Origin of the sequence: Halochromatium salexigens (genome assembly GCF_016653295.1) — a bacterium.
GTDB lineage: Bacteria > Pseudomonadota > Gammaproteobacteria > Chromatiales > Chromatiaceae > Lamprobacter > Lamprobacter salexigens.
Genome location: NZ_NHSF01000014.1, coordinates 22,304 through 46,413, shown reverse-complemented (window position 1 = coordinate 46,413; position 24,110 = coordinate 22,304). Strand labels below are relative to the sequence as shown.

20 protein-coding genes are annotated in these 24,110 nt (G+C 61.0%); 4 read left to right on the top strand and 16 right to left on the bottom strand.

Going from position 1 to position 24,110, the window contains the following annotated elements; all coding sequences use genetic code 11:
* The first annotated feature begins 28 nt into the window (after nt 1-28).
* The 3 genes from CCR82_RS02375 to CCR82_RS02365 all read left to right on the top strand — a co-directional run bounded on the left by CCR82_RS02375 (nt 29) and on the right by CCR82_RS02365 (nt 3,024).
* Nucleotides 29-859: an ABC transporter permease gene (locus tag CCR82_RS02375; RefSeq protein WP_201243754.1), complete on the top strand. Its 831-nt coding sequence runs from the start codon at nt 29-31 to the stop codon at nt 857-859.
* Nucleotides 849-2,255, top strand: coding sequence for an ABC transporter ATP-binding protein (locus tag CCR82_RS02370; protein ID WP_201243765.1), 1,407 nt, complete (start codon nt 849-851; stop codon nt 2,253-2,255). Before CCR82_RS02375 ends, CCR82_RS02370 begins: the two co-directional genes overlap by 11 nt.
* A 115-nt stretch (nt 2,256-2,370) precedes the next feature.
* Nucleotides 2,371-3,024 carry a class I SAM-dependent methyltransferase gene (locus CCR82_RS02365; RefSeq protein ID WP_201243753.1) on the top strand — a complete coding sequence of 218 codons (654 nt, stop codon included), beginning with the start codon at nt 2,371-2,373 and terminating at the stop codon, nt 3,022-3,024.
* A 4-nt stretch (nt 3,025-3,028) separates the two neighbouring features.
* Here the strand turns inward: CCR82_RS02365 and CCR82_RS02360 are convergent, their stop codons facing one another.
* The 5 genes from CCR82_RS02360 to CCR82_RS02340 are packed head-to-tail and all read right to left on the bottom strand — an operon-like array spanning nt 3,029 to nt 12,188.
* Nucleotides 3,029-4,225 carry a glycosyltransferase family 4 protein gene (locus tag CCR82_RS02360; protein WP_201243752.1) on the bottom strand — a complete coding sequence of 399 codons (1,197 nt, stop codon included), beginning with the start codon at nt 4,223-4,225 and terminating at the stop codon, nt 3,029-3,031.
* On the bottom strand, nt 4,225-5,370 hold the full coding sequence (locus CCR82_RS02355) for a glycosyltransferase (RefSeq protein WP_201243751.1): 1,146 nt from the start codon (nt 5,368-5,370) through the stop codon (nt 4,225-4,227). Before CCR82_RS02355 ends, CCR82_RS02360 begins: the two co-directional genes overlap by 1 nt.
* Before the next feature lie 10 nt (nt 5,371-5,380).
* Complete coding sequence (locus CCR82_RS02350; RefSeq protein WP_201243750.1) at nt 5,381-6,328, bottom strand: UDP-glucuronic acid decarboxylase family protein; 948 nt, start codon at nt 6,326-6,328, stop codon at nt 5,381-5,383.
* A gap of 8 nt (nt 6,329-6,336) precedes the next feature.
* On the bottom strand, nt 6,337-9,702 hold the full coding sequence (locus tag CCR82_RS02345) for a glycosyltransferase (protein WP_201243749.1): 3,366 nt from the start codon (nt 9,700-9,702) through the stop codon (nt 6,337-6,339).
* A gap of 38 nt (nt 9,703-9,740) precedes the next feature.
* Nucleotides 9,741-12,188, bottom strand: a complete 2,448-nt coding sequence (locus CCR82_RS02340) for a glycosyltransferase family 2 protein (protein ID WP_207190895.1) — start codon at nt 12,186-12,188, stop codon at nt 9,741-9,743.
* 123 nt (nt 12,189-12,311) lie between these two features.
* Between CCR82_RS02340 and CCR82_RS02335 the strand changes: the two genes are divergently transcribed.
* A complete protein-coding gene (locus CCR82_RS02335) occupies nt 12,312-13,736 on the top strand; it encodes a NosD domain-containing protein (RefSeq protein ID WP_201243747.1) in 1,425 nt (474 codons plus the stop codon).
* A gap of 25 nt (nt 13,737-13,761) precedes the next feature.
* Here the strand turns inward: CCR82_RS02335 and CCR82_RS02330 are convergent, their stop codons facing one another.
* The 11 genes from CCR82_RS02330 to CCR82_RS02280 all read right to left on the bottom strand — a co-directional run bounded on the left by CCR82_RS02330 (nt 13,762) and on the right by CCR82_RS02280 (nt 24,107).
* Nucleotides 13,762-14,850, bottom strand: a complete 1,089-nt coding sequence (locus tag CCR82_RS02330) for a class I SAM-dependent methyltransferase (RefSeq protein ID WP_201243746.1) — start codon at nt 14,848-14,850, stop codon at nt 13,762-13,764.
* 56 nt (nt 14,851-14,906) lie between these two features.
* Nucleotides 14,907-15,914, bottom strand: coding sequence for a UDP-glucose 4-epimerase GalE (gene galE, locus CCR82_RS02325; protein WP_201243745.1), 1,008 nt, complete (start codon nt 15,912-15,914; stop codon nt 14,907-14,909).
* 25 nt (nt 15,915-15,939) lie between these two features.
* Nucleotides 15,940-16,857, bottom strand: a complete 918-nt coding sequence (locus tag CCR82_RS02320; protein ID WP_420827307.1) for a KpsF/GutQ family sugar-phosphate isomerase — start codon at nt 16,855-16,857, stop codon at nt 15,940-15,942.
* Between the two features lie 64 nt (nt 16,858-16,921).
* Nucleotides 16,922-18,982, bottom strand: coding sequence for a type II secretion system secretin GspD (gene gspD, locus CCR82_RS02315; RefSeq protein WP_242513192.1), 2,061 nt, complete (start codon nt 18,980-18,982; stop codon nt 16,922-16,924).
* Between the two features lie 134 nt (nt 18,983-19,116).
* Nucleotides 19,117-19,716: a hypothetical protein gene (locus CCR82_RS02310; protein ID WP_201243744.1), complete on the bottom strand. Its 600-nt coding sequence runs from the start codon at nt 19,714-19,716 to the stop codon at nt 19,117-19,119.
* On the bottom strand, nt 19,713-20,375 hold the full coding sequence (gene gspM, locus CCR82_RS02305) for a type II secretion system protein GspM (protein ID WP_242513191.1): 663 nt from the start codon (nt 20,373-20,375) through the stop codon (nt 19,713-19,715). Before gspM ends, CCR82_RS02310 begins: the two co-directional genes overlap by 4 nt.
* Entirely contained in the window at nt 20,372-21,466 is a 1,095-nt protein-coding gene (locus CCR82_RS02300) for a PilN domain-containing protein (protein ID WP_201243743.1), read from the bottom strand. Before CCR82_RS02300 ends, gspM begins: the two co-directional genes overlap by 4 nt.
* A complete protein-coding gene (locus CCR82_RS02295; protein WP_242513196.1) occupies nt 21,457-22,428 on the bottom strand; it encodes a type II secretion system minor pseudopilin in 972 nt (323 codons plus the stop codon). The genes CCR82_RS02300 and CCR82_RS02295 overlap by 10 nt, the downstream gene beginning before the upstream one ends.
* Nucleotides 22,429-22,468: 40 nt before the next feature.
* Nucleotides 22,469-23,179: a type II secretion system protein GspJ gene (locus tag CCR82_RS02290; RefSeq protein ID WP_201243741.1), complete on the bottom strand. Its 711-nt coding sequence runs from the start codon at nt 23,177-23,179 to the stop codon at nt 22,469-22,471.
* A complete protein-coding gene (locus tag CCR82_RS02285) occupies nt 23,179-23,640 on the bottom strand; it encodes a type IV pilus modification PilV family protein (protein ID WP_338073081.1) in 462 nt (153 codons plus the stop codon). The genes CCR82_RS02290 and CCR82_RS02285 overlap by 1 nt, the downstream gene beginning before the upstream one ends.
* Nucleotides 23,637-24,107 (bottom strand): GspH/FimT family pseudopilin, encoded by a 471-nt coding sequence (locus tag CCR82_RS02280; RefSeq protein ID WP_201243740.1) that lies wholly within the window; start codon nt 24,105-24,107, stop codon nt 23,637-23,639. Before CCR82_RS02280 ends, CCR82_RS02285 begins: the two co-directional genes overlap by 4 nt.
* Nucleotides 24,108-24,110 lie beyond the last annotated feature (3 nt).

Below are 24,110 nucleotides of genomic sequence, written 5' to 3'. Positions count from 1 at the left end.
TGTTTTCCTTGGTCAAAGCTTTCCATCCATGCGCCCGTTTCTCACGCAGTATTCTCAGGCCCGCGCGCTCGTCGCCACCCTGTGGCGCTATCGCCAGCTGATCGGCCAGATGACGCGGCGCGAGGTCAGCGGGCGCTACCGTGGGTCGATACTGGGGCTCCTGTGGTCGCTCTTGACGCCGATTCTGATGTTGATGGTCTACACCTTCGTCTTCTCGGTGGTGTTCCGGGCGCGCTGGGGGATCGATGGCGAGGAGAACAAGACGCAATTCGCCGTGGTGTTGTTCGTGGGGCTGATCATCCATGCGCTGTTCTCGGAGGTCATCAACCGCGCGCCCGCCTTGATCGTGGGGCATGTGAACTACGTCAAGAAGGTGGTGTTTCCCCTGGAGATCTTGCCGGTGGTCAGCATGGGGGCGGCGTTGTTCCAGGCGCTGATGAGTCTGGGCGTGCTGCTGCTGGCGTTTGTCTTGCTGAACGGCTTTGTACACTGGACGCTGGTGTTGTTGCCGCTGGTGCTGTTGCCACTGGTGTGCCTGACCTTGGGGCTGGCTTGGCTGCTGGCCTCGCTGGGGGTGTTCCTGCGCGATGTCGGTCAAGTCACCGGCATCGTCACCATGATGTTACTGTTTTTGGCGCCGATATTCTATCCCATGAGCGCGCTGCCGGAGGCGCTGCGGCCGTGGATGTTGCTCAATCCGCTGACGTTTATCATCGAGCAATCGCGTCAGGTGTTGCTGCTGGGGCAGATGCCCAACTGGCTGGGCTTGGCGCTGTATTCGCTGGTGGCCTGCGGGATTGGGTATGCTGGGTATGCCTGGTTCCAGAAGACGCGCAAGGGGTTTGCGGATGTGCTCTGAGAATGCGATCCGGGTCGAGGCGCTGAGCAAGTGTTACCCGATCTATGCCCGCCCGGGGGACCGGCTGAAACAGTTTGTGCTGCCGCGCTTGCAGCAGGGTCTGGGGTGGCAGCAGAAGCGCTATTTTCGTGAGTTCTGGGCGCTGCAGGAGGTGTCGTTCGAGGTCGCCCGTGGCGAGACCGTGGGCATCATCGGCCGTAACGGCAGTGGTAAGTCGACGCTGCTGCAAATCATTTGTGGCACGTTGCAGCCGAGCGGCGGGCGTATCGAGGTCAATGGCCGTGTCGCCGCCTTGTTGGAGCTGGGCTCTGGCTTCAACCCAGAGTTCACCGGGCGCGAGAATGTGTATCTGAACGCGGCCGTGCTGGGCCTGAGCAAGGCGGAGGTGGACCAGCGCTTCGAGGCCATTGCCGCGTTTGCCGACATCGGCACGTTCATCGAGCAGCCGGTGAAGATGTACTCCAGCGGCATGATGGTGCGTCTGGCGTTTGCGGTGATCGCGCATGTGGATGCCGATATCTTGGTGATCGACGAGGCCTTGGCGGTCGGCGATGCCTTCTTTACGCAGAAGTGTATGCGGTTTCTGCGCCGATTCATGGAGACCGGTACGGTACTGTTCGTGAGCCATGATACGGGGGCGGTGATCAATCTCTGCCAGCGGGCGATCTGGCTGGATCGGGGGCGCACGCGCTTTCAGGGTGCGCCAAAGGAGGCGGCACAGCTGTATCTTGCCGAGTTGTTCGAAGCACGGCAGGGCGAAACGACACTCGAATCCAGTGAGCGCGAGGCGCGCAGCACGGATCCTGATCGCGCGGACGATGATCAGGCGGGCGGGCGGGTCGCCAAGGCGCAAGCGCGTTTACAACCGCCGCGCGATATGCGGCTGGATTTCATCAACGCCACAGTGTACCGCAACGATATCGAGGTGTTCAGTTTTAATCCCGATGCCGCGCAGTTTGGTCAGGGAGGCGGTCAAGTCACCGAGGTGCGGCTACTGGATGAGGCAGGTCAGCCTTTGGCGTGGGTAGTGGGCGGCGAGCGGGTGATACTGGAGATCGACTGCCGAGCGCAGAAGGCGCTATTCAGCCCAATCGTTGGCTTTTATCTCCTGGATCGATTGGGACAGGCATTGTTTGGTGACAATACGGCGCGGTTTTCGCAGCGCCCACCGCTATCGATTGCTGCCGGCGAAGCATTTATGGCGGCATTCACCTTTCAGATGCCCTTTCTGCCGATGGGGGATTACGCTGTAACCGTGGCCTTGGCCGAAGGCACCAACGATGACCATGTTCAGCATCACTGGCTGCACGATGCATTGATCGTGAAATCGCATTGTAGCAGTGGTTTTGGATTGATCGGGATCCCGATGGAACATATCGAATTGGTACCGCGATAGATGACGATGCGCAAAAGAACGCTTGAGTGGTTAGTCAACCATAAGAACATTGAAAATATTGAGGAAATGAGGGCAATGGTAACAAACGAGGGACGAGCAAACGAGGTTGACCAAGATGAGTAAAAGCTCACTCCACAGATATTTTCTGAACAATGGTCACAAGCGTCTGCACAAATGGATTCATTATTTTGATATTTACGAGCGGCATTTTACGCGCTTTCGGGATACGCAACCCGTTATGCTAGAAATTGGGGTGGAAGGTGGTGGCTCGCTCGCGATGTGGAAGGAATTTTTCGGGCCAGGCAGTCATATTATCGGCGTCGACATCAATCCTGACTGCAAAGCCCATGAAGAGGCAGGAATAGACATCTTTATTGGCAGCCAAGATGACCCAGCGCTCATCGACAGTATCTTTGCAAAATACCCAAATATCGACATCATCCTTGATGATGGTAGCCATCAGATGGCGCACATGATTCGCTCCTTTGAGCTGATGTACCATCGGATGAGCGCGCATGGGGTGTACATGGTCGAGGATACACACACATGTTATTGGCAAGACTATGGCGGCGGCCTTAGAAAAAAAGGGAGCTTTATGGAAGTTGTCAAGGAAAAGCTTGATGAAATTAACGCGGTGCACACCAGAGGCGAGTTGCCGGTTTCAGCGTTTACACGCTCCACTGATGCGATTGCAGTCTATGACAGCGTCGTGATTTTTGAACGCAGGCCCCAAGGCTTCAGGCAAGCTCCGGTCACTGAGCCCATGTGATGCCTCATGAGCTGCCTTGCGTGTAGCTGCCGCCTTGGGCTCCCCCCGGTGCCCGAGCTCCAAGCAGCGCGTCATACAGCGCGAGCGTGGTTTGCTCGACTTGTTCGGTGGCGAAAGCCTGCTCCGCCAAGCGCCGACCGGCGGCGCCGAAGCGCTGGCGCAGCTGTGGGTTCTCGAGCAAGCACGCCAAGGCGTCCGCCAGTGCCTTTGGGTCGCGAGCGGGCACCAGCAATCCAGTTTCGCCGGCGATCACCGCTTCGCGGCAACCCGGCACATCGGTCGTCACGATCGACCGCCCCGCCGCCAGCCCCTCCAGCAATGCCTTCGGTAATCCTTCGCGGTACGAGGGCAGAGCAACGATGTGACTGCCGGCGATGAGCTCGGCCACATCCTCACGATGACCTAACCAATCGATGATGCCCTCGGCCTGCCAGGCCTTCAGGCGCGTTGGTTCGATGCAGGCGCGATTGTCCGGGTCCAAGCCGCCGATGAGTAGGCACCGTGCGCGCACGCCGCGTTCTTGCAAGATGCGCGCGGCGGCGACGAATTCGCCAACCCCTTTGTCCCAGAGCATGCGCGCGACCAGCACCACGCGCGGGATGCCTGGCGGCTCGGCAACGGGGCGGATGTGGTGTACATCCACGCCCGCGCCGCGGATCAACACCGCCGCCGGTTCGCGTACCATGCCGGCGGCCAGCGCCAGTGCCCGGTCATCGGCGTTCTCGAATACCACGCGACTGCCCGCAGGGTTGAGCAGCAGCCGCAGCGCAAGACCCAGCAAGGGCCGCAGGGTCCGCGCTAACGGCGAGGTTGAGGTAAACACAAAGCCCATGCCAACCGGTGCATTGACCAGGTGACGTACACCGGCGAAGCGAGCCGCCAGTGTGCCGTAGACAATGGGCTTGAGGGCGATTTGATGTACCAAGTCCGGGCGCTGTCGGCGATAGACACGCACTAGCTGCCAGAGTGAGCGCAGCTCGGTAAGCGGGTTTAGGCCGCGGCGTCGCACCTGCCAGTGAATGGGCACCAGCCCCGCCGCGTGCAGGCGCGCACGCTCGCCCTCCAGATGCGTCATCACCAATACCTCATAACCAGCGCGCCGGGCGGCGAGCGCGCGCGCCAAAAAATGCGAGGTGAAGAACCAGTCCACGGTGATCAGAAACAGCAACCGTGGCGGTCGCTGGTTGGCCAATGTCGCCATCAGCGGCGCATCCAGGTTGGCATCCGGGCCGGCTCTCGCGTCGACAGTCCGGCCGTTTCAGCTATGCGCGTCGCAACTGCCGGCCCCCAGGCCGGCAGCGAATAATGCGCCTCGACCAACGCCCGCCCGGATCGCCCTAGCCGGCGCCGCAAGGGCGCATCGGCGCCCAAGCGGCGCAGCGCCGTGAGCCATTGATCCGCGTTGGTCGCCAGCAGCCCCACCGCTGGCGTGACCATCTCCTGATTGACGCCCACGGGCGAGGCAATCACCGGCTTACCGCAGGCCAGATACTGGATCAGCTTATAGCCGCACTTGCCTCGTTCCCAAGGCCCATCGGGCAACGGCATGATCCCCAGATGCACGGTTCCTAGCAGCGCTGACTCGGTGCTTGCCGACCAGGGGTGGTGCTCCACCGGGACATCCATCGTTGGGATCGCCTCGGCGCCAATCACCACCAGCCGTACCGGCCGTTCGCGAGCCAGGCGCCGCAGTGGCTCGCGCACCAGGCGCAGATAAGGCGCTGTCGACGGCGAGCCAATCCAGCCGACCCGTAGCACGGCGTCGTCGGGCTCATCGGCCAGCACGTATTGATTCACATCCAGCACCGTCGGCACCAGGCTCACGCTCGGCGCGCCGGCGCGCCGAGCATAGTCGGCCAGATAGGCATTACCCGCTGTCACCAGACGGGCGCCACGCAGCAGCGGCACCAGCCGCCGGCCCAGCAGTCCGCGCACCAGGGCGGAGCCATGCGCGTCGTAGCGGTGGAAGGTCGCGTCATCGTAATCCACCGCATAGGGCACGCCGGCCCAGGCAAGCCAGCGTTCCACGCTCCCCGGCAGGAATGGAAACAGTTCTTTTTCCACCCAGATGAACTGATAGCGGTTGAGTCCCATCAGCGCACGTTGCCGGCGCCGGTAGGCGCGTAGGATCACACCAGCGCCGGCGCGTCCATTGGCATAACGCGCGCGCAGGTCGTCATCATGAAAAAAGGTGCTGAGCTCAACTTGAAACCCAGCCTGCTCCAGCCAGGGGCGATACGCCATCAGCCGTAAACGACTGCTCGAGCCCAGTGCGCCGTGGCGCGTCAGCAACAAGAGCCGCGCCTCAGGCTGAGCGACCACGGGCGCTTGGCGTTTCTTGCTCAAGCGGTGCGAGCTACTCGGCTTGTAAGCATTGCTCAAAGTAGGCAATGGTTTGCTTTAACCCCTCCTTCAACGCGATCCGAGGGCTCCAGTCGAGCGTTGATCGGGCGAGGGCGATATCCGGCTTGCGCTGCTTCGGGTCGTCCGCCGGCAGTGGGAGATAGTTGAGCGTGGCGCTGGAGCCGGTTTGGTCGATGATCTCGTGGGCGAGTTCAGCGATGGTGAATTCCACCGGGTTTCCAAGATTGACCGGTCCGGTGAAGTCAGCGGGGGTGCCCATGAGGCGGACGAAGGCCTCGATCAGATCGTCGACATAGCAAAACGAGCGCGTCTGGTTGCCGTCGCCGTAGATGGTAATGGGCTGGTTGGTCAGGGCCTGGATGATGAAGTTCGATACCACGCGCCCGTCGTCCATGTCCATTCTTGGCCCATAGGTATTGAAGATGCGTGCCACCTTGATGGTCAGGGCATGCTGGCGATGATAGTCGAAAAATAGGGTTTCAGCGCAGCGCTTGCCTTCGTCGTAGCATGAGCGTGGACCAAGGCAATTGACGTTGCCCCAATAGGATTCAGGTTGCGGATGCACGTGCGGGTCACCATAGACTTCTGAGGTCGAGGCCTGAAACACGCGCGCATTGAGGCGTTTGGCGAGCCCGAGCATGTTGATGGCGCCATGGACTGACGTTTTGGTGGTCTGCACCGGATCTTGCTGGTAGTACCGGGGCGAAGCGGGGCAGGCAAGGTTGTAGATCTCGTCAACCTCAACATAGAGCGGAAATGTGATGTCGTGACGGATGAACTCGAAGCGATGATCGTCGAGCAGGTGATGGATCGTGCGCCGCGAGCCGGTGAAGCAATTATCGACGCAGATCACTTCGTTGCCGCCAGCGAGCAGGCGTTCGCAGAGATGCGAGCCGAGAAAACCGGCACCGCCGGTGACGAGAATGCGTTGTCCGCTCATAAATCGAATCAGTTTGTTGTGAGTGGGGTGATGGGATCGGCCTTGCCTTTGCAGCCGAGGTACTCAAACCCGGCGGCGATGCGTTCTTGAGCTGGTTGTGGCAGCGCCGCTAGGGCCTGCCACACTGGGTCGTCGCGGCTGGCGGGGTCGCGCCAATAGTCCATGAGTCTGCGCACTGTGGCCTCGGTAAAGGTCTTGGCCGCTTGCGTGGAGACCTCGGCGCGCAGCAGCGTTTCCGCCTCGGACAGCAGCCAAGCGATGGAATAGCCGGCGGTGAAATTGTCCGAGACCCGCAGATCCAACCGATCGAAGTCCGCAAACCATCGCTCCAGGCCGTATTTGGTGCAATTGTAAAAATGGTAAGGGGGCTCGTGCAGCGGTTGCAGGAAGGCGGTATGGATGAACACGCGACCGCCGGGCCGCAGGACGCGATGAATCTCGCGCGCGGCCTGCTCAGGGTTGGCGTAATGCTCGAAAGCGTTCATCGCGATCACCAGGTCGAAACAACCCTCCTGGAATGGCAGATGATGCGAATCCGCAACGAGGTCGGTGTTGCGGAACAGCGCCGCCTCGGCCTCGATGACATTGGGACCAGGGCTGGACGAGCCTCCGGCGCTAAGATTGAGCACTAAACCGCTTGTGTCGGCAATCAGCCGCGTGGCGCGTTCACAGAGTGGATTGCTCAAATGGGAGGCTGGATGTGCAACGATCTCGTCTAAGGCCGGGAATAGGATCGGGCGCCCATCGCGCACCGGCCACGTATAGCGTCCGGTTTCGGAGATCAGTTGCTCCCCGCTCTCGCTGAGACGCAGGCGCTCACCGCTCAATGGGCATTGGAGCAGGTCGACGAGGATCGCGAGCCGGGCGGCGCGGTCATCGGCCGAGACGAGGGCGGTTTGGACAACGTCCGCGTGGGGTGTTTCCGGCGCTGTAGCGACGGCCAAGGCGGGCATCGCATCCGGGGTTTCGGTGTCGATAAGGGCGGTGTCAGCGTCCGACAGTGACGGGCATGCCAGGCGAATCGATGTGCGGTCCAGCCAGGGATGGCGCTGGAGGATCTCGCGGTAGAGCTTGCGCTCGATTTCCTGCCGATGCGTGAGGGTCTTGAGCATCGAGGCCTGGTGCACGCGATACTGGGCCAGGACTTCGGGAACTTGGATGCCCCAGAAACCGCGCTCGACGAATTTGCACCAGAGATCGTAATCCTCCCAGCCGTAAAGATTCTCGTAGCCACCCGCTGCGGCCCAGGCCGATTTGCGCAGCAGTAACATCGCGTCGATGTAATTGCCATGGCGCAGCCGTTCCGCCGACCAGGGCTCGGAGCCCATGATGTGCGAACCGTCCCCCATCTGCTGGATCAGCGGGTAGGCCAGGGCGGCTGGACTGTCGCGCAATGCCTTTAGGCAGGTGTCCAGACAGTCCGGCAGCAGCGTGTTGTCCGGGTCGAGCGGCATGACGAAGCGTGCTTGCGCAAAGGCAATGGCGGCATTGCGCGCCGAGCCGAGAAATGCATTCTTACGGTTTTTTAGCAGGGCCACACGCTGAAAGCGGCTTGCATTGTGCTCTAGCCATTGCCTCGCGACCGCGAGTGAGTCGTCGGTGGAGCAATCATCGACCAATACCAGCTCGATGCGCTGCAGGGTCTGTGCCTTGACCGACTCGAGCGCCTCTGGCAGATAGTGGGCATAGTTGTAGACGGGCATGACGACCGCGACCTCAGCGAGCGGCAAGCGCTCTTCAAGGAACAGGATGTCGTGCTCGGGGATGTCGGGCAACGCTACCTGCTCGAGCAGAGGCCGGCCGAGCGCATTGCGGCGCGGTGCGGTGGGCGTCACGCCCGTGCGCAGGCCCCAATCGAGCAGGGCTAGCATTGCTTGGGTCCGCGCTTCTGGCCCGTAACGCCAGAGCACGGAATGCAACGCGTTGCGGGCGATCAGAGTGCGATGCTCGCTGTCCGTGACTAATTGCTTGAGGGCGTCGAACCAATCCTCGCTCGACTCCGCTAAGAAGCCGGTGCAGCCATGCTCGATGGCCGCACGGTAGGGGCCGGTCGAGGAGGCGACGGTGGGCACATCGACCAACGCCGCTTCAAAGAATTTGAGCTCGCTCTTGGCCTCGCAGAATGGGTTGTCAATCTCGAGCGGAGCCAGATTGATGTCGAAGCGGGCCAACTCCTTAGGCAAGTCTTCAAGCGCGACGATCTTGCGCCATTCGATCTGTGCCTGAAGGTCAGCGAAGTCCTCGAATTCGCTCAAATCAACCGTTGCATTTCGCCCGTGGGGACCTCCTCCGCCGTGAAACAGCACAAGGCGCGTTTGCGGGTACGCGCGCAGAATGCGCGCGATAGCGCTGGCGGCAGCGCGAAAATCGCGCTGGTGGGTGCGCGTGCCGGCTGCATAGCCGAGCCGAATCAGCTCGTTGGCACCCTGCTGTTGGTGGCGTTCGATGACAGCGGTTCGCGAGGCATCATAGGTGTCTGCATCGAAGCCGTTGCGCAACACCAGTGCTGGCTTGTCGAGTTTGCGCAGCGCGGCAGCAAGCCGCTCGGTTGGGCAGGTGCACAGGTCCGCCGCCATCGCGACCTCGCGCATGCGCCGGTAGTGCTCCCGCACGGCGGTTGCTTCCAGCTCCTGGGTACGGATGCCGTCAATGATCTCGAGGGTTGCGATCTCGGGATCGATCATCAGGTCGTCGACATCGAAGATGATTCGGACTCCGGCGGTGCGCGCGGCCGTCATGACCTGAGCCAGCGAGTCCGACCAGATGGCGCGCCAGATGACAAGCACTTGGGCCTTGTTGATCTCACCAAGCCGATTGGCTGCCTCCTCGACGCCAAGCACTAAGGCTTGCGCCGCGGCGGTGCGCGCCGCGACCGCATAGCGCTCAACACGATATCTGTGGCCAGGGGTGTCGGGTTCGCCGCTGACGTAAATAATGCGCGAGCCTAGCCGGCTCGCTGTCGCATGACTCCCGGGCTTCGCCGCCGCGCCAACGCTACCTTGCCCCGGCAGACGCAAGCGGGATCGGCTCAGCATGATTCTGAGCAGCAGACGCAGCTGATTCCAATAACGCCGATCGCCGGATAGCAGCGCACGCGAGACGCGCAGCAGACGCTGCGGTGAGATCCGGTGCCAAAAACGGCTCAGCTGCTGACGATAGGCTAGGTCACCACGCAACGCGCCGACCGTGAACCGCAGCGGCGCCGTCAAACGCCAGATAGTCGAGGACTGCACTAATGCAAGCTGCGATTGGCACTGCTCCAGCATGCTCCGCAGCGCAGTGATCTCATTCTCGCGCAGCTCGAGTTCGTGCGTTAACTCAGCGATTGCTGGCTCGGGTTGCACCTCCGAGGACTCTGGCATGGGGGCGGGCATCGGTTCGGTCCTCGCTGGATTCATGAGTTTTTCTCCATTCATTGCGGAAGCTGCCGCACCGCGTTTGTCCGCGCTGGAGACGAGCCCAGCGCGGCAAATTCCCAGGCAGGGCCATCGGCTCGTGGGGTGAACAGCCCGTCGTCACTGAGATTGGGATTGTAGTAGGGGTCGCGCCGTGGGGCGCGCTGTAGGATCGCGGCTTCTTCTGCTGGATCGTCTCCGGCACCACGACTCAGACCGCCATGATGGATCAGACTCGCGGTCGGACAGTAGACGATACGGTATCCTGCTTCTCCCAAGCGCAAACAGTAATCGACATCGTTGAAAGCCACGGCGAAACGGTGCTCATCGAAACCGCCGCTGTCGAGAAAGAGCTGGCGGGGCGTGAGCATACAGGCCGCCGTTACCGCAGAATAGTCACGCGCCACCTCGGCATAACGCAGATAGCCGTGCTCGCCAGCCGGCAGATGACCAAAAGCATGACCGGGCAGGCCGTTATAGGTGCCCAGGAGCACACCAGCATGCTGCACGCGGTAATCCGGGAATAATAGTTTCGCGCCAACAGCGCCGACACCGGGAATACTCAAGTAGCCTACCATTGCGCTGAGCCAGTCTGGGGCGATGATCTCGGTGTCGTTGTTAAGGAACAGAATATTATCGGCTTCGACTTGACTGACCGCTTGATTGTTGATGTAAGAAAAATTAAAGCACCCTTGCGGGGAGGCAATACGGATGACTTGGTGTTCCAGTTGGGCAAGATATTCAAGGGTTTCCGGGTCATCGCTCTCATTGTCAACCACGTGAACGCTGTAATTTTGATAGCGGGTTTGAGCTAGGGAAACGATTAGTTTGCGTAACACTCTCACATAATTACGGGTAGGAATAATGATGGCTACATGCGGCCCGGTGTCGGCAAATTTGAGGGCAGTGGCCGGCACATCCTCGCGCTGCGCCCAATCAGGCTGATAGGCCTGGGCGGGTAGTCTGCGGCGATCGAGCGCAGCCTGCACTATCCGTTGCCACGTTTGCTGCGAAACCTTCTCAGCCATGATTTGCGGAGGTGCCTCAGAATGAAATAGAACCTGCGCCACATGGATGACTTTGACAGGCTTATCCGCGGCACAGAGTAGCAGGTCTGAAGGCAGTCCCTCGCCATTGGTCACGACCGCCTGTAACGCGCTGCCAAACAGATCACGGCGCAGACAAAAGGCAGCTCCGATGTATGGGTATGACAGTAACAACTCCGGTGACCAGTCTGGTTTGAAGGCTGGGGCGTATCGCAGGCCGTCCGGGCGGTAGTGGTCGTGGTCGCTGTAGACCAGGTCCGTGTCTGGATAGCGGTCCAGCGCCAGCGCGATACTCGTCAGAGCGGCCGGCGCCAATCGCCAGGTCTCGCTTAGCAACAGCACGTGAGTGCCGCGCGCGGCTTCGTCTGCACGTCGCAGCCCATTTTTGGACAAGGGTGACGCTGGCCGCGTGTCGAGTAAGATAAGGCGCTGCGCCGCTTCGGGCCGAGTCTTCAGAAAAGCCTTGAGTTCACGTAGGCATGCTTTGGAAACGAACGCGCAGAGTTCCCAGTCAGGATAGATTTGCTCTTCAAGCCTGAGCAGTACACGACGAATCACATCGGCGCTGGGATCAGTATCGGTCAGAATGAGGGTGAACAGTGGCTTCTGCAGCAGTTGGCCAACAGCTGCGTGCGCACGGGCTTCCGCGGTGGAGTCCCAACGGTTGCGCCATAGCCAGCCACCGTAGGCGGCATCACTCTGGTGGGTCTCGCGAGCCTTGGATGGCCGCTCCTGCAGGGATGAGCCTTCAATTCCGAAACGGAGGAAATGCGCCAAAGGGTTAATCCCGGCAAGCGCAACGCTCGGTTGATGGCGTCGATAGTTGCTGAGGTCAAATAACGGGTTTGGAGCGCGACCCTCAATCGCTCCATGGCACACGAAATGCACCAGCGGATTCACCCCGCTTGCTGCGACATCTGTGTTGCAGCTTAAGTACCAGTCGCTATCAAAAAAAGGATTGGGATCCCGGCCCTCGGCCGCACCGTACTCTACATAGTGGACCAATGGGTTAATGCCTGCTGCAGCAACATCTTGATGTTGTAACAAATACCAATCGCTAGCGAACAGCGGATGTGGATCGAAGCCTCCGAGGGCGCCTCGCTCAAGATAATGGCGTAACGGGTTCTCGCCGGATGTCACCACCTCGGGATAACGCTCGAGATACCAGTCGCTGTCGAACAGCGGATGCGGGTCATAGCCCCTCCGGGCGCCATGCTCCAAGTAATGCTGCAACGGATTTTGATCGCCTCCCACGACCTCTGGATAGCGCCCCATATACCATGCCGTGTCAAACAAAGGATGGGGGCTACGCTTCTGCACCGCACCGTATTTCAAGTAATGCTCTAGAGCATCGCATTGAGCGATCGCGAGGTCTGGGTTCTTCTCCTGATACCAATGTGCATCAAAAATTTTTTCCAAATCCAAGGTAGCCGAGCTATAATGAGTTAGCATGGGTGCATACCGTTTCCGATGGGGTGATTCAGCCTCGCGCAAGATGGTACTCTACCGGCAACTCTCAAGGTTAACATAACCAGGGCGAACATGAATATCTCTCTAAGCCGTGCAACAATTCACTACAAGCTTTTCCGCAAGGGATTCCTCGCCTATTGCATTTTTCTTCTTTTAGTCTACATTCCCGGAGACGTATTGGCCGCTTCGTATACTGTAACCAATACCAGCGGGAGTACAATAACACCTGGATCATTGCCATGGGCAGTGCAGCAAGCCAATTACTATAGCCCAGGAGCCGATTGGATCTCTTTCAATATTCCCGGAGCTACGAGCACGTCGCCAGTGACTCTATATCTTGACAGCACGCTCTATATCAATGAGCAGGTCATCATCGATGCCACAACGCAACCCGGCTTTGTTACTGATCTACCTGATGGTCGCGGCTTTCCTGCTATCATTCTTGATGCGCAAGGGCTCGCATCCGCAATCCACCTTCAGTCCGGCGACAGCAGCACAGTCGCTGGACTCAGCATCATCAACTATTCGTCAAATGCTGTCACTATCGGTGCGGGCAGCGCAGCAAACTGGGTCAGAGATAATTTCCTTGGTCTTGCTACCTATAACCAAGGTGGCTATTACGAACTTAACTACGCACCACCCTACCAACGCGCAGGTACCCGCGGTATTGGCATTGCCTCCAGCCGTAACGTTTTGCTGCGTAATGTCATCAGCGGCAATGACAATGCCATCACCATCGGCGATGACATCAGCACAACAGACTCCACCGACGTCCGTTACCAAACTAATTCGCTGCAATTTAATTATGTCGGTACCGACGCAACCGGCACCAAGGCTCTTGGCAACACTTCCGACGGCCTCTTTCTTGGCGCTGGGGCGGGCGAAACATGGATAGGGCCGGGCAATGTTTTCTCTGGAAACAACTCGGCTGGTATCGAGTTACTGCATCCGTCTAACATCGGTAATGTCATTTTTGATAATCATATTGGCGTCGATCGTGACGGCACTGCTGTGCTGGCAAACGGCGAGATCGGGATCTTAATATCCAACGGGGCTTATTACAATGCGATTGGCGGCTCCTGGGGTGGCAATGTCATCTCTGGCAACAGCCTTGGTGGTGTCGTTATCGGTCTTTACGCGCCTTCCCCTGGCGACAGCGGCCATGCAGATTTAAATTACATCCAAAATAATATTATCGGCGCAGATAAAACCGCCACCGTGCCCCTTGGTATGCAGGACGTTGGCCTCTCCATCGAGGGGGGATCTACGAACGTAGTAGTGGAGGGAAATGTGCTCGGTGGCAACATCACCCACGGCGTCCAATGCTATGACTCGCAGAATAATTCAATTAGCTACAACAGTATCGGACAAAATGAGAGCGGTTTGGCACTACCCAACCAGAATGGATTTGGCATCTTTCTGTCTAACTGTTCTAATGTCTGGACAATCGATAATCGCTTTGGAAGCAACGGTTTAGGCACCATCGGTCAGCAGTAAGCCGCAAGCCGGGTTCAGAGCGCAGCTAATCTTCAGACCCCGGCTCTAAACTCGATTTAGGCTGCGGCAAGGTTAGCGCTCGCAGCCGCATTCGGAATCCGGCAAAGCCTTCCCGACGCCATAGACTGTGTAGATGACGCAAAAATTGTCTCACCCCTCCGTGGTGGCGAATCAGTCTCGGCAACTGACCGAGCAATCGTACTCTCCGCTCCAACCAATTTATGATGGAGCGAAACCTTACCCCGAAACGCCACAGCCAGGATGCCTCAATAGCGGACAGTCGAGCGCTTGTCTCAGCTTGTTCGCGGTCGCGCTCGGCCAGAGTGTGTTGAAGGAACTGGATCTGTGCGTCGCGTTGCGCAACGATCTGATTGGTGTCATCGAGTTTTTTTACCCGAGATGCCAGTTCATAACGCTCTAGCTGGCGTGCTCCGAGTGTCGCGAAATATGTCTTCAAAGCTTGCCGACCATGATACTCAGGATCAAGCCAGGCAAGGCTCTGATGTGCATCTGACCCCGGAAGTTGAAGTACGCCAAGACCGTTGCAATGCGTAAACTCAAGCCGATTGTTATAGTCCGCGCCTAGTTCTTCCCATAGCCGCCATACGCCGAAGTCGCGCTCACGCACGGTCGTATCGTGAAACAGCACCACGGCCCCCTGGGCCAGCTTTGGCAGCCAGGTTTCGAAGTCATGGCGCACTGCTTCGTAGGTATGCAGACCGTCGATGTGAAGTAGCCCGATGGAACCATCAGAGAAATACTGGGCTGCTTCGTCAAAGGTCATAGGCAACAGCCGCGAGAAGGCCTCGTAATGTTTTTTATTCCAGGCATCGACGGTTTGCCACACATTATCCGAATATTCGCCAGAATGGGCGTCCCCCTGCCAGGTATCAACAGCATAGCAACGGGTCGGTAAGCCGTGCTCTTGCACCAATTGACAGAAAGCAAAATAGGAATTTCCGGTATGAGTGCCAAGCTCGACAAAGAGCGTTGGTCGCACCTGCTGGATGATCCACGCAGCAAACGGCAGGTGACCGATCCAAGAGGGAGGGAAGCGGAGCGACGCAGGCAGAAAAGCAGCCACCTCAATAAGATTAATCGTACTCTCATCCATGACGTAGGGAAAAACCGGCGATGCGCTCAAGTCGCCAAGCCCGAATGGCGCGACTGTTAGACATGATTTGGGCCGTGCTGATCATCAGCTTTTTTCTGGCGGCTCCAACGCCAAGCCGTGGCGATGATCGTATCAAGAGCCGCATAGACTGGCTGCCAACCAAGCTCGGCGCGAATCCGTGTGGAGTCTCCCACCAATCGTGGTGGATCACCCGGGCGACGCGCACCGATCAGTGCTGGCACGGATCTTTGGGTCACTCGTTCGACGCAATCAATAACTTCGCGCACTGAGAAACCATACCCATTACCGAGATTATAGGCTGTGCTTGATGCACCTTGCTCAAGTGCCTGCAATGCCAGCACATGAGCCTGCGCAAGATCTGTCACGTGAATGTAGTCACGGATGCACGTGCCATCCACTGTTGGATAATCATCGCCAAAGATGGTTACCTCTGAACGTCGGCCGAGCGCGGCATCAAGGACGAGGGGGATTAAGTGCGTTTCAGGATCGTGAGACTCCCCAATGTCAGAGGCGGGGTCAGCACCAGCGGCATTGAAATAGCGCAACGCAATGGCACGCAGACCATGAGCGTCACCAAAATCTCGCAGCATCCATTCCACCATCAGTTTAGAAGTACCATAAGGGTTAATTGGCCGCTGAGGATGTTCCTCAGCGATAGGCACCTGCTCTGGTAAGCCATAGGTCGCGCAAGAACTGGAGAAAACTAGCTTGTCGATGCCGTGGTCACGCATGGCCTCAAGGAGAGTCAGCGTTCCGGCAACATTGTTACGATAATATTTGCCTGGATCTTGCATGGATTCGCCCACATAAGCATAAGCCGCAAAATGTATGATCGCTGTCGGGCGGTATTCCTCTAATACGGCATCAATGCGGGTACGATCATGGATATCACCCACTTCGTGTGGACCCCAACGCACTGCCCAATGATGGCCATAGACCATATTATCGTAGCTCACCGGCGTATAACCGGCCGCATGAAGTGCTTTACATGTGTGGCTGCCGATATAGCCGGCGCCGCCGGTCACGATAATAGGGTTGCGCACTAAGCTTAGTCCTCTTTCGTCGAAACTATTTCTGCACTACCCCAACCACGCACTCCCCATCGACGACAACGAGCAGCGTAATGTGATCAGCGTCCATCAGCTCGAGCGCGGCACTCATGCTGCTGTCGACGCCGATGGTGATGGGATCGGGCGTCATCAGGTCTTGCGCGCGGAGGCCAAAGAAGCCTTCACGGTGGGTCTGCAGGGCACGGCGTAGATCACCGTCGGTGATGATGCCACGAATACGCGCGGGCGAATCGACCACAAGGGCAACACCAAGCTGGCCTTGGGTGACGGCGTCAAGGACCGCCTCGGCGCCGGCGTCGGGCGCGATGAAGGGGAGACGTTCGCTGCGCATCTCGTCGCGCACGCGCTGTAGCAGCCGGCGGCCGAGACTGCCGCCGGGGTGAAAGCGGGCGAAGTGGTGGGCCTGGAAGTCGCGCGCCTTCATCAGCGCGACGGCCAGGGCATCGCCCATGACCAGCGCAGCGGTGGTGGAGGCGGTGGGCGCGAGCTGCAGCGGGCAGGCCTCGCGCTCGACGCGCACCGAGAGGTGCAGGCTGCTGTGCTTAGCCAAGGTCGAGCGGCTGTTGCCGGTCATGGCGATGATCAGGTTGCCATTGTCTTGCAGGAAGGGCAGTAACTTGACGATTTCCTCGGTCTCGCCGGAGTTGGACAAGGCGAGGAAGAGGTCGGCGGCGGTGACCATCCCGAGATCGCCATGGAAGGCCTCGCCCGGGTGCATGAAGAAGGCCGGCGTACCAGTGCTGGCCAAGGTGGCGGCGATCTTCTTGCCGATGATGCCGGATTTGCCCATGCCGCAGACGATGACGCGCCCCCTCGCCGCGAGGATGGCCTCCACGGCCTGCGTGAAGCGCCCGTCGAGATTGGCCTCCAAGCCCGCGATGGCCTCGGCTTCGATGCGAAAGACCTCGCGCGCGATGGCCGCGTGATCCTGACTCGGCGTGGGGTGCCGGCTGGATGCCTGGCCCGAGGCAAGGTCGTCGTCAAAAACGCGGATCAAGATTCTTCACCTTACGCCGAAAATCACGCGTCACCGCGTCGATATCGCTATCACCGGCGATCACCTTGGGCGTAAGCACCACCACCAGTTCGGTGCGGCGCGCGGTTTTCGAGGTTTGGCCGAACAGCGGCCCGATGATCGGCATGCGGTAGAGTCCGGGAACGCCGGATTGACCGCTCGAGGTATCATCTTGGATGAGGCCACCCAGGACCACTGCTTGGTTGGAGCGCACGGCCACATTGCTGGTGATGGTCCGATTACGAAACGAGGGGCCGAGGGGGCCGTCGTCCCGGAGCACCGAGCTGACCTGCTGGTCGATCTGCAGCTGAACCAGTCCACCCGGGGTCACCCGAGGCGTGACCGAGAGCTGTACCCCAGTTTGCCGATATTCGATCTGATTGAGGATGCGGTCGTTATCCGAGAGACCCTGTTGCTCGGTGACCAGGATCGGCACCTCATCTCCCACTTCGATCTTCGCTTCCTGATTGTCCATGACCATCACCGTCGGCGAAGACAGCACGTTGACCAGGTTATCGTCGGCCAGTGCCGAGAGGGTGGTTCTGATGGTGCTCGGCTGCAGCACAACCGACCAGTTGAAACCGGGGAAGCTCGGCGCGGGCGTCTCATTGTTGCCCTCGGTGAGCGACTGGCGGCTCTGGTAGCCCTCGACCGCTGGCCCCTGGAAGCGCCATTGCACGCCATACTTGAGGTTCCCGGTGAGCTGGATCTCGACGATGGTTGCCTCCACCAGTACCTGCAGGGGCACGATATCGAGCTGTTTGAGGGCGTCCAGGATCTTTTTATAATCGCGCGGGCTGGAGCGCACCAGGAGCGAGTTGTTGACGACGTCGGCAACGATGCTCACCTCCGAGGAGAGCGTCATCGTGCTTGCGCTGGAGCCACGCGCGCCCGAGCGCGTCGATCCGCTGTCAGAGCTGGAGTCGCCTTCCCCGATCGAGGCCTGCTCGCGCCCCGGCGCGAGACCGCCGACGCTGCGGCTGGTTCCACCACGACTCGAGCCATCCTCGGAGAAGAGCGTGGTCAGGATATCGGCCAGGTTCTCGGCATCACCATGGCGCACGCGGTAGACATACAGGCGCCGGGCGGAGGTTCCGGAGGCCTCCGCCAAATCCAACCGTTTAATCCAATCCTCGATGCGCGCCAGGTAGCGCTGCTGCGGCGAGACGACCAAGAGCGCATTAGCGCTTTCGATGGTGACAAAACGAAACAGCCCTTGCGCGGAATTCAACGATTCATCGGCGAGCAGCATTTCCAGCTGCGTGACGACATCGTCGACCTTGGCATACTCGAGGGTGAAAAAGCCGACCGAGAGACCTGCCATCCAGTCGACATCGAACATCTGGATGGTGTCCAGCATGCTATTCATCTCGGGGCTGGTGCCGGCGACGATGATCAGATTCCTGAGGGTATCGACGCGAACGATGCTGCCTTCGGGGGCGAGTGGTTCAAGGATGTCGGTCATTTCAGCCGCGCCGATGTATTCCAGCGGGACCACTTGAATACTGTAACCCTCGGGCAAGGCACGCGAGGAGCTACCGAGCTGAGGCACGACGCGTCCTTGTACGGCAAGACCGGTCGGTACGACTTCGTAGCGGCCGCCACGATCGACGAGCGCCGCATTGTTCATCCGCAGCAAGGTCTCGAGCGTGGGGATGAGCAGATCACGGCTCAAGGGCCGAGCCGTGGTCAGGGATGCCGTGCCTTGCACGGACGGGTCCAGCGTGTAGCTCACTTCGAGAACATCACCGAGGATGATCTTGACGACCTCACGGATGTCGGTGTTATCGAAGTTCAAGGACACATCGGGGCCAGAGACTCTGTCCGCCGAACTCGGGGGGGCGGCAACCGGGCGCACGAAGGTTCCGGTGCCGCTTTGCAGCGAGTCCTCGGGGGTAACGGGCGCATCGTCACCCAGGGAAAGCCCGCCAGCGGTTCGCACCGACTCTCGGGCACCAGTCGCCGGCTCCTTACTGTTGATATGTCCTTCGGCACTCGAGATCTCCTCGGTAGGATCCCAGACCAACGACTGACAGCTCAGGAGCGCGGGTAAGAGCGCGAGCACGAAGAGCAGGCGCCCGTTCCAAACGGGCTGAGACCAGGATCGCCTGAAGGGGAACCGGTATCGGCGCAGGATGCGCATAAAACAGTGAGAAGAGGTCATCGAGAGACCGGTGTAGGGTCGGCAGCGGAGGGTGAACGGTTCCGAGACGGCACCCGGGAACGTTGGTTGGCGGGTGGCCTAGGCCATGACGGCGGCGAAGTCGGCGCAGAATAGTCCATCAAGTTTAACGTTTCTGTCGTCCCTTGTCGTTCCATCAAGACATGATCGGCCTTGATCTGGGCAACAGTCCAACCTTGGTACTCCTCGCCCAGCCTCAGCCGCACCAGATCCTCACGGGCGGGGTCTTTCAACCAGACCGAGGCCTCGCTTGGCGACAGGATCAGGGTGGCATTCACATCAAGCTTCTCGAGTTCCGCGACCTCTTCGGAGAGGTCATCGGTATTTGCTTCGACCGGCTCGTCATCAGGCGGCCGCCGATCCGGGAGGAACAGCGGCCGCTCCATGACGGCGAAATAGTCGTCTTCAGGTCGAAGCATGGGGGCAGCCTGGTTGGGATCGGGCGCGACCGGCGCACTGACCAGATCGTTCAGTCCGGCTTCTTCAGCGGAAGAGGGCAAAGGCTCGCGCCAATCCAGCCACTGCAGCAGTAAGCCGCCCAGTAGCAGCAGCGCGATGGCGAACAGCAGGCGCTTCATCCGCTCGTTCCCAAGAAATAGCCGAAGATGTCGAGTCTCACCGTCAGCTGATCTTGGTTATCGGGCCTCGATGCTCCGCGCGTTGTTCTACGCCCCCGGCGCTGATTCGAGCGCGCTTGCGAGCGGATCGACAGCTGATCGATGAGCAGGAACGGCCGCGCGGATTCGACTCGGTAGAGGACATCGAAGAGCTGATCCGTCGTGCCCTGGAGCTGGATGCGCACCCGCACCCGGGGCGGATCATCCTGTTCATCGCTGGGCAGCACCTGGGCGCTCACCGGACGCGCGCCGGCATTGCGCACCATGTCTTGAACCTCGCGCTGCAACTGGGCGCCAGCGATGGCTGGAGTGTCGGCATCGAAGTAATAGGCCTTGAAGGCGTCGTTCGACTGCTCCTCGGCGAGCGCCTGGCGCAGCGCGGGCAAGGTGGCGACCAAGCGTTGATAGCGCTGCAATCGGTCGAGATCACCTTGGATGCCGCTCTCCAGGGTCTGCATCCGCTCCAGCCAGACCAGACCGACGAGCGTCGCGAGCGCGAGCGGGACGAGGACGATCGCCGCGAGCACCGCGAGACAGCGCCTGCGTTGGCGCTGGCTGGTGTTGGCGCTGGCGGTGGGGGCGAGGCTGCCAGCCGCGCTCATGGGGTCAGCGGCGCTCATGGCGCCTCCATCGAGCGATAGTCGAAGGCGATGTGGAACCGCTCATTGCCGCTGGCGTCGATCTGCATCACCGGTGAGCGAAAGGTGACGTTATCGATCCCGGGACCACGCTCGAGGAGACCGATCAAGGCCGTCGCCTGCGTCGACTCACCCCGGATGTCGACGGCGCCGTCGCGATAATTGAGCGTTTGCACCCAGGTCCCATCCGGCAGCAGTTCGGTGAGTTCGAGCATCAGCTCGGTCATCCGTGGATACTCACGCTTGCGCTCGAGCACGGCGACGCTGCCGAGGCGGGCGCGCTCGAGCGCTTCGCGCACCTCTGATACCTCCTGGGCCTGGGCGCTCAGCCCGCGCAACGCCTGCGTCAGCCGCTGTTGCTCGTGCGCCCGTTGCCAGAGCGGCGTGATCAGCACGGCGGCAAGGAGCGCGACCACCAGCAGGCCCAGCAGCCAGGTCAGTATCCAGGGCAGGCGGCGCGGACGCGGGCGCGCCTCGGCCGGCAGCAGGTTGGCCTCGGGCCAGGCACCGGCCCAGGTCAGCGTGGTGACAGGCGTCGGCGTCGAGCGCAGCGTCTCGAGCCAGACACCCGCGCGCTCGCGCGGACAGAGCGCGAGTTCGACCTCGAGTTTACTGCCCTGGCCGAGCAGCGCCGAGACGCGCGCGTCGAAGAAGACCTCGGCGGGATTGAACGGGGTCAGCCGATCGAGTTCATAGGTCAAGACCTGGCGCAGATGGTCGCGCACCTGGGCCGGCAAGACCAGGCGCCGCAGGAGCACGACCTCCGCGGGCAGTTCCAGGATGGTCCGGCTCCAGGCCTGTTTGCCACCGGCGTCGATGGCCAGCGCGCTGTCTGCGGCGCGCGCATCGAGCGCGCCGATGAGCTGGCGCTCGCCGATGATGTCGCGAAAGACCTCGGCGCTGTCGCCACGGGGCGCGATGACGAGATCAGGATGCCGCGAGGCCAGCCAGAGCCTGGGCCCGCGTGGCAGGCAGTCGAGCCACTGCCGGCGCCAGCGCGCCAGCACGAGGCCAAGGCTCGAGGCACTCAGCGAGGGCTGTTTGAGGCGAGAGAGGGCATCGGTCAGGGCCATGCAACAGCACCGTCGTCGGGATTTGAGCCGGAAGTTGAGTCGGAATCGGTGTTCGCCGCCTTGGCGCCGAAACGTTGCCACAGCACCTCGAACGCGGCTGGATTCGCCGGCTCGACATGGATCAACGCCTCCATGGTCGGGCCACCCCCGCCGGGGCGCTGATGGGTGATCTGGAGATGATAACGCGGACCGCCCCGGTCCAGTGGCGCGCGTTGCCCCTCGTCATCGTCGGCGAAGAGCCCTTGGAAGCGTTCCTCGACGAGGCGTTGCGCCTCCTCGAGCGCATGGCCATGGAGCGCCACCAACACCGGCGCGGTGGCGAAGGTCTCGTCGACCTGGCCTTGCCCCTGCTTCGCCCCTTGGCCGGCCGAGAAGGCGGCATAGGAATTCGCCTTGTTGGATTCGACCCTCAGATAAGGCGCGAGCCGGGCATGGAGCGAGGCCGGCATCCCAAGCACCTGGCGCAGCTCTTCGACGCTGCGGAAGGGTCTGTCGGCAGCGCCATAGGGCAAGCCGACGGCGGCGTAATCGGCGTCCTCGGCGCCGTTGAGCCGCGCGAGGTCGTTGTCGTCGCGCCAGTCGAGAATGGCGTCGGCAAGCTGATCGCGCTGCAGTTCATCCGGGCGCTCGGGGTCCTGTGCCAGCTCGATCAGGGTCAGCAGTTGGGGTCGCTCGATGGTGTTCAGGTCGAATTTGGAGCCTTGGTTGGAGAGGGTGACAATGAAATCCTCGCCGTTGAAGCGAAACGGCTGTGCCCGGCCATCGGGAATCCAGGCGATCGCCGCGTCGTCGAAGGTCGTGGCCGGCGTGCTGAGCAGGTCCAGCGCCACCAGATTCATGATGCCAGCCGCATGGGCGCGAAAGCGGGCACGATCGAGCTGGTTCGCGGTCAGCGCGCCCTCGGTGCGCTGGATCTGGGTCAGCGCGAGCGCCATGACCGTGAGCAGCGCGAGCACCCACATGACCAGCACCAGCGCGATTCCACGCGAGTTTGAGCGCGGCTCAGCGATCCTGATCACGGATCACCTGTGGGCCGGGCAGCCTCACCAAGGCATCTGGCCATGGCTGCTCCGGCGTGCTCAGGGTCAAGCGCACGGCTTCCGGCAACGCGCGCTGGTCGATCCATTCCTCGGACCACTCGCGCTCGACACCGCCCGGCAGCTGGCCGAAATATTCGAGTCGAAAACGCTCGACCCGTGGCAGCAGCACCGTGCGGCCATAGGCACCTTGGGCAAGGTCACGGTCGAACGCACCCGGCTCGGCGCTCGCTCCAACGCCCTCCATCAGCGGCTCCCAGATCGGATTCTCGGCGCCGTCGTTCAAGACCTCGTCATGCAGCAGCCAGCGGGTCAGGACCAGGCGCGGATACTCGCCGGCCTCTTCCAGACCGAGGCGCAGGATATAGAGTCCCGGGATGCCGACATGGTCCGACAACGGCGCGACCCATTCCAGCGCCTCGGCCTCGCCGGCGAAGACCGAGCGCTCGACGCCATCGACGACCAGCGTGAGCGCTTGGGTCTGGCGCAACGCGCGTTCGATGAGGTTGCGCGCGATGCGCAGATCGGCGACCCGCTCCGAGACCGTCTCCACCGCCTCCCAACTGCGCGAGCCCAAGCGCAGCCCGGAGAACAGCAGCAGCGTGATGAGACTGATCAGCGACAAGGCGATCAGCAGTTCGACCAGGGTGAATCCGCGCGACGCTTGGGAGCGCATCAAAACACCTCACCCAGACGAACCGTTCGCAGGCTCACGCGCCGTGTCCCGCGCGCGCTTGGCCAGGAGGCCACCGCGGTCACCTGATAGGGCTGCAGCGGTGGGGCCTCGCCGAACGCATCCTCGAATGGACCCTGTGGCGGTTGATAGGGTTCGATCGCGATGATCCAATCCATGCCCTGCTCCGGGTCGCCGCTGTACACGCCTGCTTCCAGCGGCACATCGACGCCCACCGCATTGAGCTTGGCCTCGGCGAGCGCGACCGCGCGGCTGTAGGTCTCGCTGATGGCAGTCGTGGTCATGGCCTTGGAGAAGATCTGCAAGAGCACGCCCAGGCTCAGGGCGAGGATCGCGAAGGCGACCAAGACCTCGAGCAGCGAGAAGCCCCGCTGCTGTCGAGGCCTCCGCTGCTGTCGCGGACCAGTCCGCCGAACCCGAAGGCCGCTCGAACGGCTCATCATTCCGGTGCCCAGTCGGCGACCAGGATGCGGCCTGTCAGCCAGTTGACGCCCACCTGGTAGCCGCCCTCGCCGCGCTTGAGGATCAGGCGGCCGCCGGAGGAGGTACCGTCGGGAAAGAAGCGGATACCGCCGACGCGCTCGCTGCGCAACTCATCTCGTGCCGTGACCAACTCGATGTCGATGCCGTCGGGCAAGGCCCCTGTGCGCGCCTGGTCCTCGATCCGATACCGGCCGTTCTCGGTATCGAGCAGCCAGACCGCGTCAGTGCCCTTGGCAATGGCGATCTCGCGCGTCTGGCGCAAGGCGCCGGCGGCGCGACGGGCGCCGGCCTTGAGTTCGACGCCCGGCAGGGCGGCGGTGATCAACGGCGGCGTGAGGGTGAGCAAGAGACCGCCGATGGCGAGCACGACAATCAGCTCGACCAGGGTGAAGCCCGTGGCAACGGTCTTGCAGACTTTCCAACTCACCAG